The following is a 15,481-nucleotide window of genomic DNA, read 5'->3' as shown; positions in this document are numbered from 1 at the left end:
GGAGGGACGACGTATGGGGAGCCGCGGCCGGGACGCCGCACGCCCTTCTTCGCGCGTCGACCGACGGAGCCGCAGGAGGCCGACAGGTGGCGAGCGCACCCGAGCAAGAGGCAGTGCAGCAGGCGCGGGCGATGGGGCGCGGCACGACGGAGCGGCCCGCCCCGACGGTGAACGGGAACCGAAGGGCGGCGCCCCGCGCGGCGCCGACGCGGCCCGTGTGGCCGGGAGCGCCGACGCCGCTCGGGGCGCGCTTCCGGGTCGGGCCCGACGGGGTGGCGGGCACCAACTTCGCGCTGTGGGCGGGCGGGGCGGAGGCGGTGGAGCTCTGTCTGTTCGACGACGGGCAGGTGGAGACGCGCTGTCCGCTGACCGAGCTGACGCACGAGATCTGGCACGGTTTCGTGCCGGGCGTGCGGCCGGGGCAGCGGTACGGCTACCGCGTGCACGGCCGCTGGGACCCGTGGACGGGCGCCCGCTGGAACCCGGCGAAGCTGCTCCTCGATCCGTACGCGCGGGCGGTGGACGGCGGCCCGGGGCTCGACTACGGATCGCTGCCCGCCGAGGTGTACGGGCATGTGCGGGACTGGCCGCAGCAGCACGTGGCGGATACGGTCCGCGACGACCGTGACTCGGCGCCGTACGTCCCGAAGGGCGTGGTGGTGCACGACGACGCGCCGGACGACGAGTGGACCGACGACCGCAGGCCGAAGACGCCGTGGGCGGACTCGGTCATCTACGAACTGCACGTGCGCGGCTTCACGAAGCTGCATCCGGGGGTCCCGGAGGAACTGCGCGGTACGTACGCGGGGTTGGCGCACCCGGCCGCGCTCGACCATCTCGTACGGCTCGGGGTGACGGCGGTCGAGCTGCTTCCGGTGCACCAGTTCGCGCACGAGGACCATCTGCTGCGGCGGGGCCTGCGCAACTACTGGGGCTACAACTCGATCGGCTACTTCGCGCCCCACGCGGCCTACGCGGCGTCCGGGACGCGCGGGGAGCAGGTCGGCGAGTTCCGGCGGATGGTGCGGGCGCTGCACGAGGCCGGGATCGAGGTGATCCTCGACGTGGTGTACAACCACACCGCGGAGGCCGGGGAGCTCGGCCCGATGCTGTCCCTGAAGGGCATCGACAACCGCGGCTACTACCGGTTGCAGCCGAACGACGCGCGGCGGTACGCGGACTACACGGGCTGCGGGAACACGCTGCAGGTCGTCCAGCCGCACGTGCTGCGCCTGATCACGGACTCGTTGCGGTACTGGGTGTCGGAGATGGGGGTGGACGGGTTCCGGTTCGATCTGGCGGCGGCGCTGGCGCGCTCCTTCCACGACGTCGACATGCTGTCGCCGTTCCTCGCGGTGATCGCGCAGGACCCGGTGCTGCGGCGCGTGAAGCTGATCGCCGAGCCGTGGGACGTGGGGTCCGGCGGCTATCAGGTGGGGGCTTTCCCGCCGCTGTGGACGGAGTGGAACGACCGCTACCGGGGTGCGGTGCGGGACTTCTGGCGGGGCGCGCTGCCGGACGTACGGGACCTGGGGTACCGGCTTTCGGGGTCGAGCGATCTGTACGCGTGGGGCGGGCGCAGGCCGTACGCGTCGGTGAACTTCGTGACGGCGCACGACGGCTTCACGCTGCGGGACCTGGTGAGTTACGAGCGCAAGCACAACGAGGCCAACGGCGAGGGCAACCGGGACGGCTCCGACGACAACCGGGCGTGGAACTGCGGTGCCGAGGGCGAGACCGACGACGCGGACGTCACGGCGCTGCGCAGGCGCCAGCTGCGCAACCTGATGACGACGCTGCTGCTGTCCACCGGGGTGCCGATGCTGGTCGCGGGCGACGAGATGGGCCGCACGCAGGGCGGCTCGAACAACGCGTACTGCCAGGACAACGAGATCAGCTGGGTCGACTGGGGGCTCAGGGAGGATTCCGGCTGGCGTGAGCTGTTCGCGCTGACGTCGCGCCTCATCGAGCTGCGGCACCGCCATCCGGTGCTGCGCAGGCGGGCGTTCTTCTCCGGGCGCGCGCACTCCGCGGACGGGCTGCGGGACCTGGCGTGGTTCACGGCGGACGGCGGGGAGATGACGGAGGCGGACTGGTACGCGCCCCGGGCGACGCTCGGCATGTATCTGTCGGGGCGCGACATACCGGGCCGGGACGCGCGGGGCGCGCCGGTCGTCGACGAGAGTTTCCTGGCGGTGCTGCACGCGGACGGGGAGCCGACGGCGTTCGTGCTGCCGGGGACGCCGTGGGCCGAGGCGTACGAGGTGGTGGTGGACACGTCCCTGGAGGACCAGGCCGCCCCGCCCGGCACGGTGCACCGGGCGGGTGAGTCGGTGACGGTGCCGGGGAGGTCGGTGCTGCTGCTGCGGGTGACTCCCTGACGCCGCCGGTGCCGGTGACCACCTGACGCCGCCGGTGCCGTCGCGGGTCCCTGAATATGCGCGCGCTTGGTCCGGACCTGAGTCTTGCCCCTGCTCTTGGGTGACCCCAAGCTCGCCTTATGGACCTGGAGTTGCGGCACCTCAAGACGATCAGGGCGATCGCCGACGCGGGCAGCCTGACCAAGGCCGCCACCGCGCTCGGGCTCGCCCAGCCCGCCCTGAGCGCGCAGTTGAAGAGGATCGAGCGCGCCCTGGGCGGCCCGCTCTTCGAGCGGGGGCAGTACGGGGTGCGGGCCACGGCGCTCGGCGAGTTCGTGCTCGCGCGCGCCCGGGTGGTGCTGCCCGCGGTGACCGGGCTGCGGGAGGAGGCGCAGCGGTTCGTGCGGACGTGGGAGGGCGGGGCGGGGTTCCGGCTCGGCGGCATCCATGGGCCGCTGCTCGGGGCTCTGGTGGACCGGCTCGCGGCGGCCTACCCGGGGGTGCCGGTGTCGACGCACACGTCGTGGTCGGAGCGGGAGCTCGCGTCCCGTACGGCGGAGGGCCGCCTCGACTTCGCGCTGGTCGGCACGTGCGGGGCGAGCGCACCCCCGGAGAGCGAGCTCCTCGTGTGGCGCGAGGTGGCCCGCGACCCGGTCTTCGTCATGCTGCCCACCTCCCATCCGCTGGCCGACGTCCAGGAGATCGACCTGGCGCTGCTCGCGGACGAGGCGTGGACGGACGTGCCGGGCGACGGCTGTTTCGCGGACTGTTTCTCCGCGGCGTGCGCGCGTGCGGGGTTCACGCCGTCGCGCGTGTACGAGACGGACGTCGCGTCGTGCGTGCATCTGGTGCAGGTGGGGCGGGCGGTGGGCCTGTGCCGGGCGACGTTCCCGCCGACGCCGGGGCTGGTGACCAGGCCGCTCACGGGGGCGCCGCTGTACTGGCGGCATCTGCTCGGCTGGCATCCGGCCGCTCCCGCCCACGACACGGCGGCGGCGGTCTTCGCGCAGGCCCGCGCGGCGCACGCGGAGGCGGCGGCGCGCAGCGACAGCTATACGGCGTGGCTCTCGGCGCCCTCGCCGCCGTCCACGTGACGCGGCGGCACGCCGCTTTCCCCCGCGGTCCATAACGTCGGCGTACGGGGGCGAATGACAGCTGTCCGGGGGCTGTTGAGAGTTCTACCTTGTGGGCGATCCCCGCTCGTCCTTGTACAACGAGGAGACCTCGCATGCTCCCCACCCATCCCAGACGTCTCGCCGCCGCGTGTGCCGCGGTCACCGCTGCCGGTGCGCTGGTCTTCGCCGGTCTCCCCGGCGCCGCGTCCGCTTCCCCCTCCTCCCCCACTTCCCCCACTTCCCCCTCCTCCCCCTCCTCCTCCCGGCTCTCCCCCGCCGAGAGCGCCGCCGTCGGCAAGACCTCTCCCGGAGTCTTGAAGGCCATGCAGCGCGACCTCGGCCTCACGTCGGCGCAGGCCGAGGCCCGTCTGGTCAACGAGGCCGAGGCCGGCGCCGTCGCGGGAGCCCTGCACAACGCGCTCGGCCGTGACTTCGCGGGCGCCTGGGTGCACGGCGCCACCTCCGCGCGGCTCACCGTGGCGACCACCGACGCCGCCGACGTCCCCGCGATCGAGGCGCGGGGCGCGCGGGCCGCGGTCGTCGACCACTCCGTCGCGCGGCTGGACGCGGCGAAGGCCCGCCTCGACCGCGCGGCGAAGAGGACGGCGACGCGTGACGCGCCGGTCTGGTACGTCGACGTGCGCTCCAACGCGGTCGTGGTGCGGGCCGTGAAGACGTCCGCCGCGAAGTCCCTCGTCGCGGCGGCGGGCGTGGACTCCTCCCTCGTACGCGTGGAGAGGACCTCGGAGCGGCCGCGGCCGCTGTACGACCTGGTGGGCGGTGAGGCGTACTACATGGGCGGCCGCTGCTCCATCGGCTTCCCGATCACCAAGGGCAGCCAGCAGGGCTTCGCCACGGCCGGTCACTGCGGGCGCGCGGGCACCGCGACCACCGGCTACAACCAGGTGGCCCAGGGCACGTTCCAGGCGTCCGTGTTCCCCGGGAACGACATGGCGTGGGTCGCCACGAACACGCAGTGGACCGCCACCCCGTACGTGAAGGGCCAGGGCGGCCAGCGGGTCGGCGTCGGGGGCTCGACACAGTCCCCGGTGGGTGCGTCGATCTGCCGGTCGGGCTCCACTACGGGGTGGCACTGCGGCACCATCTCGCAGCACAACACCAGCGTCACCTACCCCGAGGGCACCATCAGCGGCGTGACGCGGACGACGGTCTGCGCGGAGCCCGGCGACTCGGGCGGCTCCTACATATCGGGAAGCCAGGCGCAGGGCGTGACCTCGGGCGGTTCGGGCAACTGCTCCAGCGGCGGTACGACGTACCACCAGCCGATCAACCCGCTCCTCCAGCGGTTCGCCCTGACGCTGAAGACCACCGGCGGCGGCGGTGACCCGGACCCGGGTGAGCCGGAGCCGGGCGGCACCTGGGCGGCGGGCAAGGTGTACGCCGCGGGCGACACGGTGACCTACGGCGGCTCCACGTACCGCTGCCTCCAGGGCCACCAGGCGCAGCCGGGCTGGGAGCCGCCGAACACGCCGGCGCTCTGGCAGCGGGCGTAACCTCCGCGGGTCTGTCGGTCGGACGCCCGTCGGTCAGGCTCCGAGGATGCCGCGGTTGTACGCCGTCGCGACGGCCGCGGCACGGTCCTTGACGCCGAGCTTGCCGTAGATGTGGGTGAGATGCGTCTTGACCGTGGCCTCGCTGATGAAGAGTTCCGCGGCGATCTCACGGTTCGACGTGCCCCTGGCGACGAGCGCGAGCACCTCCCTCTCACGGGTGCTCAGCGGCTCGTTGCCGGGGGCACGCACGCGTGAGACGAGGCGGGACGCGACGGCGGGCGAGAGGACGGTGCGCCCTTCGGCGGCGGCGCGGACCGCGGTGAACAGCTCGTCGCGCGGGGCGTCCTTGAGTAGATAGCCGGTCGCGCCCGCCTCGATCGCGGGGAGCGTGTCGGAGTCGGTGTCGTACGTGGTGAGGACCAGGACGCGGGCGCGGGCGCCACGGCGGGTGAGCTCGGTGATCGCGTCGACACCGCCGCCGCCCGGCATGCGCAGGTCCATGAGGACGACGTCGGGGTCGAGTTCGGCGGTCAGGGCGACCGCCTCCACGCCGTTCGACGCCTCACCGAGTACCTGGAACCCGGGGGCCGACCGGAACATTCCGCGCAGGCCGTCGCGGACGACGGGGTGGTCGTCCACGACGATGAGAGTGATCACTTCAGTGCTCATGGCGGACCAACGGTACGCGAGCGGAGACCGCGGTACCGCCGCCCGCCTCCGACTCCACGGTGAGTGATCCGGCGATGCGTTCGGCGCGGGCCCGCATGCCGTCGAGGCCGAATCCGCCGGTGCCGGTGCGCTCCACGGGGGCGCGGGGGTCGAAGCCTCGGCCGTCGTCGCGTACGTCCAGGGTGACCTCGTCGTCCATGAAGGACAGGGTGACGCCGAGGCGGGCCGCTGCCGCGTGCCGTGCGGCGTTGGAGAGGGCTTCCTGGACGATGCGCAGGAGGGTGGCCTCGATCTCGTCGTGCAGGGGTTCGGCGGTGCCGGTGACGGTGAAGTGGGCGCGCACGCCGGTGCGTTCCGCCCACTGGGCGACCGTCTTGTCGAGCGCTTCGGGGAGCCGGTCGTGTTCCAGGGGCGCGGGTGACAGGTTGTGGACGGAGCGGCGGGCCTCGCCGAGGCTGTGCCGGGCGAGGGCGGCGGCGCGGTCCAGGTGTTCGCGGGCCAGCTTCTCGTCGTGGGCGCCGGAGACGACCTGGAGCTGGGCGATGATGCCGGTGAGTCCCTGGGCGATGGTGTCGTGGATCTCGGCTGCGAGCCTGCGCCGCTCGTCGGCGACGCCCGCCTCCCGCGCCTGCACGAGGAGCTGGGTGTTGAGTGCGGCGTTCTCGTCCATGGCCTGCTGGAGCGCGGTGTTGGTGCGTTCCAGCTCGATGATGGTGGCGGCGGCGTCGCGGGCGCGCCGGTCCTCCTGATCGGCGAGGTGGGCGAAGACGATGAGCAGGGCGACGTTCACCGCGAGCAGTCCGCCGAAGACGATCCAGCCGAGCTCGTTCTCCGGGGGCAGCCCACCGGACTGGGAGCCGGACATGGTGACGGCGGTGGCGAAGAGGCCGACCCTGACCAGGCGCGGGGGCAGCAGCCGTTCGGTGCCGAAGTAGCCGAGGACGGCGTAGAACGCGAAGAACGGGTTGAGCCAGGTGAGGACGGAGGCGACGGCCCAGCGCAGGGCGTAGTGGAGGATGGACGCGGGCGTGGGGCCGGGGCGGGGGCGGACCATCGTGTCCCACCACACCTGGAGCGCCGCGCCCGCCGCGACCAGGGACCCGGCCGCGTACCAGTCACCGCGGTCCATGCCGACGACGGTGCTGGTGGCGATGGCCATCAGGAGGCCGAAGCCCAACAGCGTGTAGGGCCCCCAGCGGTGGAACATCCCCCAGCGCTGTTCGATCAGTTCCGCGACGTCCGCCGTACTCGTACTAGTCCTCGCCCTCGTCCTCGTCCTCGTCCTCGTCCTCGTCCTCACGGGACCAGTGTGGGCGGTCACTCCCACCGGAACCAACGCGCGGCCCCCGCCGACAGGAGCACGGTCCACAGCGCGAGGACGCCCAGGTGGCTCCAGCCGGGCCAGTCGCCCGCCGCGGCCTCGGCGAGTGCCTGGGAGGCGGCGCCGAGCGGGGCGAACTCCACGGTGCGGGCGAGCGTGTCGGGCATCGCCTGCACCGGCAGCCAGACGCCCGCGCTGAACATCATCGGGAAGAAGACGGCGGAGCCGATCGCGGACGCGGCCTTCGTGGTACGGGCGAGCGCGGAGATCAGGGCGCCCAGGGCGAGCCCGCACAGGACGGCGAGGACCAGCGCGAGGACGTAGCCGAAGGCCTGGCGCGGCAGGGTCACGTCAAAGGCGAGGCGGCCGACGGTCAGGGAGAGCAGCGCGGAGACGAGCGCGGACGTGCCGTAGATGCTCATCTGCGCGCCGAGGACGGCGGAGGGACGCACCGGGGTCGCGGACATCCGGCGCAGGATGCCGCGCTCGCGGTAGCCGGTGATGAGCGGCGGCATCGCCTGGAGCCCCGCCATGATCAGGCCGAGCAGCACGGTGACGGGGACGTACGCGTCGACCATCCGGTTGCCGCCGAGCGAGTCGGCGGGTTCGCGGAAGGAGGGGATGGAGCCGAGGATCACGAGGAGGAGCGTGGGGAACGCCATGATCCAGAACACGGCGCCGGGTTCGCGCCGGAAGAGCCGGAACTCCGCCTTCAGTACGGCGGTGCCGCCGCTTCTGCCGGTGGTGGTGTGCGGTGCGGCGACGGCGGTCATGCCGATACTCCCGTCAGATCGAGGAACGCGTCGTCCAACGTGGCGTCGACGACGCGGAGTTGGTGGGCGGTGATGCGGTGCCGGGCGAGCAGGGTGATGGCGGCGTCGACGGTCTCGTCGGTGCCGTTCAGGGTGTAGCGGCCGTCGTGCCGCTCGACGGAGGCGATGGCGGGCAGGGCAGCGAGGGCGCGCTCGTCGAGCGGCGCGGACGGCGTGAACGACATGACGGTGGAGCTCGCGGACCGGCTGATCAGCCCCGCCGGGGAGTCGAGGGCGGCGACCCTGCCCTTGTCGATGACCGCGATGCGGTCGCAGAGGCGCTGCGCCTCCTCCATGAAGTGGGTGACGAGCAGGACCGTGACTCCCCTGCCCCGCACGTCCTCGATGAGCTCCCAGGTGTCCCGCCGGGCGCGCGGGTCGAGGCCGGTGGTCAGCTCGTCCAGGACGACGACCCTCGGGTTCCCGATCAGGGAGAGCGCGATGAACAGCCGCTGCTTCTGGCCGCCCGACAGCTTGCCGAAACGGCTGTCCAGCTTGTCGGTCAGCCGCAGGCGTTCGGCGAGGGGCCGCCAGTCGGCGGGGTCCGGATAGAACGCGGCGTACAGTTCGAGCGCCTCGCGCACGGTGAGCTTGGGCTGCAGCTCGCTCTGCTGGAGCTGCGCGCCGAGGATCCGCGTGAGCCGCTGGTGGTCGGCGACGGGGTCGAGCCCCGCGACGCGCACGACCCCCGAGTCGGGGGTGCGCAAACCCTCCACGCACTCCACGGTGGTGGTCTTGCCCGCGCCGTTCGGCCCGAGGATCCCGAAGATCTCACCCTCTTCCACGGCGAAGGAGACACCGTCGACGACGGTGCGTCCGCCGTAGGCCTTGTGGAGTCCGTGCACTTCGATGAGGGGCATGCGTCGAGAATCGCCGGTGGGCGGGGGTACGGGCATCGCCCATCGCGCTCGAAGCGGCATCAGCCGATCGGTTGATCGCAATATGGCTCGCCGCACCCGGCCTAGGTCCAGCGCAGTACCCCGTACCGTCCAAAACTCGGTGGGCTCTGTCAGTGGCGATCCGTAGGCTCGCTCCTGATGCCGAAATCAGATGCCCCTGCCAAGGATCGGTCCGCCGTACGGACGCTGCTGCGCCTCTGGCCGTACGTGCGGCCGGTCCGAACTCGCCTGATCGTCGCGGCGGTTGTCGCGATCATCGCCTCTTGCACGGGGCTCTTCTTCCCCCTCGTGCTGAAGTGGATGGTGGACGGCCCGGTGGCCGACCGGGACCCGACGGGGGTGTGGCTCGGGGCTCTGCTGCTGCTTCTGCTCGGCGCCACGGAGGCGTTGCTGTTCGGGCTGCGGCGGTGGCTGGTCGCCCGGCCGCTCGCGAGCGTGGAGGCGGCGATGCGGGCGGACCTCTTCCGCCATCTCCAGCGGCTCCCGGTGGCCTTCCACGACCGGTGGGCGTCCGGTCAGCTGCTGTCGCGCGGCACGACCGACCTGATGCTGCTGCGCATGTTCCTCGCCTTCCCGCTGACGTTCCTGCTGGTCAACGGGGCAACGATCGTGGTGGGCGTGATCATCCTGCTGGGTCAGGACTTCGCACTCGGGCTCGTGCTGCTCGCCCCCGTGGTGCCGATGGTCATCGCGACGGCGTACTTCGAGGGACGGTACTCCGCCGTGGCGCGGCGGGCGCAGGACCAGGTCGGCGATCTGACGACGGTCGTCGAGGAGAGCGTGCTCGGCATCCGCATCATCAAGGGCTTCGGCCGCCACCGCAGCCAGGCGCGGGCGTTCCGCGAGCTTTCGCACACGCTGCGCGGCACCGAGATGGTCAAGGCGCGGCTGCTCGCCGCGGTCTACGCCGTGATCGTGACGCTGCCGGAGATCGCCATCGGGGCGGCGCTGGTGCTCGGCACGGTGCGGGTCGCGGACGGCGGGCTCTCGGCCGGCACGCTGGTCGCCTTCCTGTCGACGGCGCTCGCGCTGCGCTGGCCCGTGGAGTCGATCGGGTTCCTGCTCGCGATGAGCCAGGAGTCGGCGACGGCCACGGAGCGGTACTTCGAGGTGATGGACGCGGAGCCGGAGAGCGCCACGGTGGCGGCCGGGCGGCAGGCGGACGCCGAGGACGAGTCCGCTGCTGACGGACTGCGGTTCCACGACGTCGAGTTCAGGTACCCGGACGCCGCGGCGGACGCCCCCGCCGTCCTCTCCCACGTCGACCTGCACGTACGCCGCGGCGAGACCATGGCGCTCGTCGGCGCGACCGGCAGCGGCAAGACGACGCTCACCGCGCTGGTGCCCCGGCTGCACGAGGTGACCGGCGGCCGCGTCACGCTGGACGGCGAGGACATCACGGCGATGGACCGCGCACACCTGCGGACACTCGTGGCGGTCGCCTTCGAGGAGCCCACCCTGTTCTCCGCGACCGTCGGTGAGAACGTCCTGATGGGTGCCGAGGAGAGCGCGGGCGACGTCGAGCTGGCCCGCGCGCTCGACGTGGCGCAGGCAGGCTTCGCGCACGCCCTGCCGCAGGGCACCGGCACGCAGGTCGGGGAGCAGGGCCTGAGCCTCTCCGGCGGCCAGCGGCAGCGTCTCGCCCTGGCCCGCGCGGTGGTGGGCCGCCCCCGCTTCCTGGTCCTGGACGACCCGCTGTCCGCGCTCGACGTCCACACGGAGGCGCTGGTGGAGGCGGCGCTGCGCAGGGTCCTCGCGGACACGACCGCGCTCATCGTCGCCCACCGGCCGTCCACGGTGCTGCTGGCCGACCGTGTGGCCCTGCTGTCGGGCGGCCGTGTCGCCGCGGTCGGCACGCATCAGGAGCTGCTGCGGGAGAACGCGGAGTACGCGTGGCTGATGTCGGGCGCGGAGACGGTGCCGTCCCCCGCGCCCACGCATGCCCTGCCCGACGGGCCCACTGAGTCCACTCAGTCCACCGGGTCCACCGGGTCCACCGGGTCCACCGGGTCCACCGACGCCACCGACGCCACCGACGCCACCGAGCCCACCGACACCACCCGGCCCGCCGAGCCCACCGACACCACCCGGTCCGCCGAGCCCACCCGGTCCACCGAGTCCACCGGGCCCACCGCCCCCGCCACCGGACACCCCGCCGAGGAGGCCGCCCGATGACCGTGCCCGCATCCGTACGGGAGAAGCCCTTCGACCCCGAGGGGGACGACGGACCCGACCTCCCCGGCGCACCGTCCGCCGCGCCGGACGACCCGTTCGACAAGGACGAACTGCCCGCACCCCCGGGCGCCACCCGCGCCCTGCTGCTCTCCCTGCTCTCACCGCTGCGCCGGCGCGTCGTGCTCGCCGCCGTCCTGCTCCTCGTACAACAGGCCGTCGTGCAGGCGGGACCGCTGCTCGTCGCGTACGCCATCGACCGCGGCGTGCCCGCCGTACGCGCCGACGACTACGGCCCGCTGATCGCCGTCGCCGTCGGCTACCTGTGCTGCGCGGCCGCGTCCGGCGCCCTCCAGTACGCGTTCATCATCGCCTCCGCACGCGTCAACCAGGACGTCCTGCTCGATCTGCGCGGCCGCATCTTCCGGCACGCGCAGGCGCTCAGCGTCGACTTCCACGAGCGGTACACCTCGGGCCGGCTCATCTCCCGCTCCACCACCGACGTCGAGTCGCTTCGCGAGCTCCTCAGCGAAGGGCTGCAGGAACTCCTCACCGTCATCCTGTCCTTCGTCTACATCTCGGCGATGCTGCTCTGGCTCGACCTGGGCCTGGGCGCGGTGGCCGTCGCCTCCTTCGTCCCGCTGTACCTCCTCATCCGCCTCTACCAGCGGCGCGCGGGCGCGATGTTCCGCAACCGGTCGACCGCGATCGCCGCCGTCATCGTGAAGTTCGCGGAGACCATGAACGGCATCCGGCCGGTGCGGGCCTTCCGCAGGGAGCAGGCCAACGACGCGGAGTTCGGTGTGCTCAACCACCGGCACGAGCGGACCAACGGCGACGCGATGCTGGAGATGGCCCGCTACGTCGTCGGCTCGCGGCTCGTCGCCAACATCGCGGTGGCCGCGATCGTGCTGTGGGGCGCCCACCGGGTCGCCGACGGCGGGCTCGCGCTCGGTGTGCTGGCCGCCGCGGTGCTGTACCTGCGGCGCCTGTACGACCCGATCGACCGGCTCGGCATGTTCCTCAACTCCTACCAGTCGGCGGCCGCGTCCCTGGAGAAGGTCGCGGGGCTGCTCGCCCAGACCCCGACGGTGCCCGAACCGGAGGCGTCGGCCGCGCGCCCACTGCCCGTCCTCGAGACCGACCACCCGGGCCGCGAAGTCCGCTTCGAGGGCGTCCGGTTCGCCTACCGCACGGGCGGCGAGATCCTGCCCCGCTTCGACCTCACGCTGCCCGCCGGGCAGACCGTGGCGGTCGTCGGCTCCACGGGCGCGGGCAAGTCGACACTGGCGAAACTGCTCGCCCGCTTCTACGACCCGACGGCGGGCGCCGTCCTCCTCGACGGCGTCGACCTGCGCGAACTCGCCCTCGCCGAGCTGCGGCGCGGGGTCGTCATGGTGACGCAGGAGGCGTTCCTGTTCTCCGGGACCGTCGCGGAGAACATCGCGATCGGCCGCCCGGACGCCACCCGCGAGGACATCGAACGCGCGGCGAAGGCCATCGGCGCCCACGACTTCATCACCTCGCTCCCCGACGGCTACGACACGGACGTACGCAAGCGGGGCGGTCGCATCTCCGCGGGCCAGCGCCAGCTGGTCGCCTTCGCCCGCGCCCTGCTCGCCGACCCGGCGGTGCTGATCCTCGACGAGGCGACGAGTTCCCTGGACATCCCCGGCGAGCGTGCGGTGCAGCGCGCCATGCACACGGTGCTGCGCGGCCGCACGGCCGTGGTCATCGCCCACCGCCTCTCCACGGTGGAGATCGCCGACCGGGTCCTGGTCATGGAACACGGCCGCGTCGTGGAGGACGGCACGCCCACCGAACTCATCGCGGGCACGGGGGCGTTCGCGGAGCTGCACCGGGCGTGGCGGGAGAGTGTGGTGGGCTGAGATCAATGAGGCGGTACCGCAGCGTGCACGGGGCGGAGGGCAGGGCGACGAACGCCGTGGCGTACTCGGGACGGTGGGGCCCGCCCAGAAGTTCCAGGTGGAAGCGGCGCAGCAGCACGCTCCAGATGGTCTTGACCACCAGGTGGGCGAAGGCGAGACCGGTGCAGCGGTGTTGGCCGCCGCCGAAACCGATGAGGGCGTGGGGTGTGAGGTGCTCGTGGCGGTCTCCGGCATAGCGCTCCGGCGCGCACCGCCCGGGTTCGGCGAAGACGGCGGGCAGCCGGTGGGAGACCGCCGGGGAGAGCACCACCCAGGTGCCCGTCGGCACGTGGAAACCGCCGGCCTGCCAAGGACGCATCGCTCTGCGGAAGATCATGAACACCGGCGGGTAAAGCCGTTCCGCTTCTCGGACGCAGTGCTCCAGCCACTCCATCCGGTGCAGTCCCTCCACCGTCATTCCGGTCCCTCCGGACATGATCCGGTGTTGTTCGGCGAGGACGCGGGGCAACGCGTCGCTCTGGACGAGGAGCACCACTCCGGCCCAGGCGGCGAGCGCCGCGGTGTTGTGCTGCCCCGCGAAGGTCGCTGCGATGAGCACGCCGGTGACGAGATCGTCGGGCAGTTGCCCGCCCTGTGGGGTACGGGCCGTGAGCAACGCGTTCAGCAGGTCTTCCCGTGGCCGCGGGTCGGCACGGCGTTCGCGGATGATCTGCTGGAGCTCTCCCGCGATCCGGCGCCGCGCGTGGTCCCTTCGGCGGAAGGCGGGCAGTGGCAGGCGTGGATGCAGCAGGCCGGCCATCCGGATGCCGCTCGCCAACTCCCGGTACAGGGCGACCGAGCGACTCCCCACCCGGCTGCTGAACTCCTCACCGAGCAGGCAGCGGCTGGAGACCGCGGCGACCAGCTCCGTGATCGCCGGCACGAGATCGACTTCCCCTTCGTCACCCCACGTCGCCACACGCCGTTCGACCTCCTCCTCGGCGAGCGCCGCGTGCCCCTGCTGCATGTGTCCCGCCAACAGCGGTGAGAGGTAGGCCATTTGCCGGTCCCTCTCGGCGGGCTCCGCATCGAACACGACCCCTTCGCCGAAGATCGGTTTCATGAACGGGTAGGCCGCGCCCGCGCTCAGGGTCTCTTCGCCCGCCCGGAAGAACGCCCGGTGCAGGTCGGGGCCGCAGACGAACAGCACCCGCTGCCCCAGTAGCCTGAACCGGAAGAGATCACCGGCCTGGTCGCGTCCCGCGCGCAGGAACGCCACCGGGTCCCGGTTGAAGGCCCAGGCGTCTCCCACCGGGCCCAGGGGACCGCTGCGCAGGGCGGGGATCCGGGACCAGGGCCGCAGCCGTACCGGCGGGGCCGTACCGTCTGTCGTGTCGCTCATCTGTCCGCCGTCTCAGGAGGGTGCGCAGGGATGTGTCGTACGCGGCTCATCCATCGCAGCCAGTCGAGGTACTCGCCGCACGTGCGAGCCGTGCTCCGCCACGGCGGGCGGGTCGGGCCGCCGCCGAGGTGGCCTCGTAGCGCATGGGCGGCGACGTGCAGGACCGCGCCGCCCAGAGCCAGCGTGCGGTGCTCTTCGGCGCACAGCACGCGCATCATGCGTTCGCGTTCGAACGCGCTGGTACGGAGGATCGCGTACATGCTGGCGCGCAGGGCGGCCGTGGGGTGGCCGGAGTCGCTCAGCAGGCGGTGCATGGCTGCCGCCAGGTGCTCGTGGGCGCGCACGGCGGCCTGGCGGCGGCGCCCGTGTCCTGTGACGTCGTGGGTGCCCGCCAGGCATTCCGCGTCGCGCAGGGCGATGGTGAGCCCGGAGGCGGTCAGCGGGTGACAGGTGCCGGCCGCGTCACCGATCAGGGCGTAGGGGCCGCGCCCGTGGAAGGTACGGGTGCGCACCCGGTTGGCGGCCCACTGCACAGCCCTGTCCTCGAGAGCCCGGCGCAGGGCGGCGGCCAGCCGGGCGGGCAGCACGGGCAGGTAGGCGTGCTTCAGATAGGACAGCAGCTGCGCGGAGCGCGGGGATCGCAGGGGGACGTCGATCGTCAGGCGTACGGTGTCGTCGTCCACCCGGTAGGCCAGGGCCGGGCCGGGGCCGCCGGCGAACACGTGACCGTAGCCCTCGGTGGGCAGGTCGGCGCCGCGGAGGAGGAGCCCGGCCGTGCGGGAGACGGTCAGGGCCGGCGCCGGAGCGAGGCGCAGTGCCCGCCGCACCAGTGAGGCCTGGCCGTCGCTGCCGACGACACGCTCGACGGGGACGCTGCGTTCGGGGCCGCCGTTCTGTGTGTAGGTGACCGTGGCGTGATCGACGGCGGTGGCACGGGCGCCGAGGACGAGGGTGATGGCGGGGTGGCCCGCCGCGGTGTCCCGCAGGTGGGTGACGAGGTCACGGTGGTGGGCGGTGGTGGCCCGGCCGCCGCGCGGGCAGGCGAGGGTGATCGGTGGCCCGCCGTCCTCGGGGTGCAGGACGAAGCCCTGGGCGGGGCGGGCCGTGGGTACGTGTACGTCCAGCCTGCGCAGGACCTCGACGCCTTGGGGGTGGAGCCATTCACCGGCCAGGCGGGCCGGAGGCTTTCGCTCCGCTTCCAGGAGCAGGACGCGGTGGCCGAGGCGGGCGTGGGCGAGGGCGGTGGTGCACCCGGCCGGTCCTGCGCCGATGACGACCACGTCGGGGGTGGCGGTGCTCATCGGTTCCGGTGCGGGGGGCGGGGGCAGCGTGCCGGACGGGGCGTTCGG

Annotated in this window: 11 protein-coding genes; 5 read left to right on the top strand and 6 right to left on the bottom strand. The window is 72.9% G+C overall.

All coding sequences use genetic code 11. The features are described 5' to 3' along the window. Nucleotides 1-86: 86 nt before the first annotated feature. The 3 genes from glgX (at nt 87) to NOO62_RS27860 (ending at nt 4,989) form a co-directional block, all read left to right on the top strand. A complete protein-coding gene (gene glgX / locus NOO62_RS27870; RefSeq protein WP_268773571.1) occupies nt 87-2,381 on the top strand; it encodes a glycogen debranching protein GlgX in 2,295 nt (764 codons plus the stop codon). A 119-nt stretch (nt 2,382-2,500) separates the two neighbouring features. Then, the gene (locus NOO62_RS27865) at nt 2,501-3,454 is read left to right on the top strand and encodes a LysR family transcriptional regulator (protein WP_268773570.1); all 954 of its coding nucleotides are present in this window, start codon (nt 2,501-2,503) and stop codon (nt 3,452-3,454) included. Nucleotides 3,455-3,588: 134 nt separating this feature from the next. After that, nucleotides 3,589-4,989 (top strand): carbohydrate-binding protein, encoded by a 1,401-nt coding sequence (locus tag NOO62_RS27860; protein WP_268773569.1) that lies wholly within the window; start codon nt 3,589-3,591, stop codon nt 4,987-4,989. Between the two features lie 33 nt (nt 4,990-5,022). On the opposite strand, the gene NOO62_RS27855 is transcribed toward NOO62_RS27860, so the two are convergent. The 4 genes from NOO62_RS27855 to NOO62_RS27840 form a co-directional block, all read right to left on the bottom strand. Continuing rightward, complete coding sequence (locus NOO62_RS27855) at nt 5,023-5,658, bottom strand: response regulator transcription factor (RefSeq protein ID WP_321170614.1); 636 nt, start codon at nt 5,656-5,658, stop codon at nt 5,023-5,025. Next, the gene (locus NOO62_RS27850) at nt 5,648-6,865 is read right to left on the bottom strand and encodes a sensor histidine kinase (protein ID WP_268775815.1); all 1,218 of its coding nucleotides are present in this window, start codon (nt 6,863-6,865) and stop codon (nt 5,648-5,650) included. The genes NOO62_RS27855 and NOO62_RS27850 overlap by 11 nt, the downstream gene beginning before the upstream one ends. A 110-nt stretch (nt 6,866-6,975) precedes the next feature. Beyond that, the gene (locus tag NOO62_RS27845; protein ID WP_268773568.1) at nt 6,976-7,752 is read right to left on the bottom strand and encodes an ABC transporter permease; all 777 of its coding nucleotides are present in this window, start codon (nt 7,750-7,752) and stop codon (nt 6,976-6,978) included. Then, nucleotides 7,749-8,651, bottom strand: a complete 903-nt coding sequence (locus NOO62_RS27840; protein WP_268773567.1) for an ABC transporter ATP-binding protein — start codon at nt 8,649-8,651, stop codon at nt 7,749-7,751. The genes NOO62_RS27845 and NOO62_RS27840 overlap by 4 nt, the downstream gene beginning before the upstream one ends. Nucleotides 8,652-8,828: 177 nt before the next feature. On the opposite strand from NOO62_RS27840, the gene NOO62_RS27835 reads away from it, so the two are divergent. Both NOO62_RS27835 and NOO62_RS27830 read left to right on the top strand, forming a co-directional pair. Beyond that, nucleotides 8,829-10,865 carry an ABC transporter ATP-binding protein gene (locus tag NOO62_RS27835; RefSeq protein WP_268773566.1) on the top strand — a complete coding sequence of 679 codons (2,037 nt, stop codon included), beginning with the start codon at nt 8,829-8,831 and terminating at the stop codon, nt 10,863-10,865. Beyond that, nucleotides 10,862-12,751 carry an ABC transporter ATP-binding protein gene (locus tag NOO62_RS27830; protein ID WP_268773565.1) on the top strand — a complete coding sequence of 630 codons (1,890 nt, stop codon included), beginning with the start codon at nt 10,862-10,864 and terminating at the stop codon, nt 12,749-12,751. The genes NOO62_RS27835 and NOO62_RS27830 overlap by 4 nt, the downstream gene beginning before the upstream one ends. Here NOO62_RS27830 and NOO62_RS27825 read toward each other — a convergent pair. Both NOO62_RS27825 and NOO62_RS27820 read right to left on the bottom strand, forming a co-directional pair. Next, nucleotides 12,687-14,132 carry a cytochrome P450 gene (locus NOO62_RS27825; protein WP_268773563.1) on the bottom strand — a complete coding sequence of 482 codons (1,446 nt, stop codon included), beginning with the start codon at nt 14,130-14,132 and terminating at the stop codon, nt 12,687-12,689. The two genes, NOO62_RS27830 and NOO62_RS27825, sit on opposite strands and share 65 nt — an antisense overlap. Then, complete coding sequence (locus tag NOO62_RS27820) at nt 14,129-15,433, bottom strand: FAD-dependent oxidoreductase (RefSeq protein ID WP_268773562.1); 1,305 nt, start codon at nt 15,431-15,433, stop codon at nt 14,129-14,131. The genes NOO62_RS27825 and NOO62_RS27820 overlap by 4 nt, the downstream gene beginning before the upstream one ends. Between the last annotated feature and the right edge of the window lie 48 nt (nt 15,434-15,481).

The sequence above is a fragment of the Streptomyces sp. Je 1-369 genome (genome assembly GCF_026810505.1).
Lineage (GTDB): Bacteria > Actinomycetota > Actinomycetes > Streptomycetales > Streptomycetaceae > Streptomyces.
The sequence above is the reverse complement of the archived record's forward strand: the minus strand, read 5'-3'. Positions and strand labels throughout refer to the sequence as shown.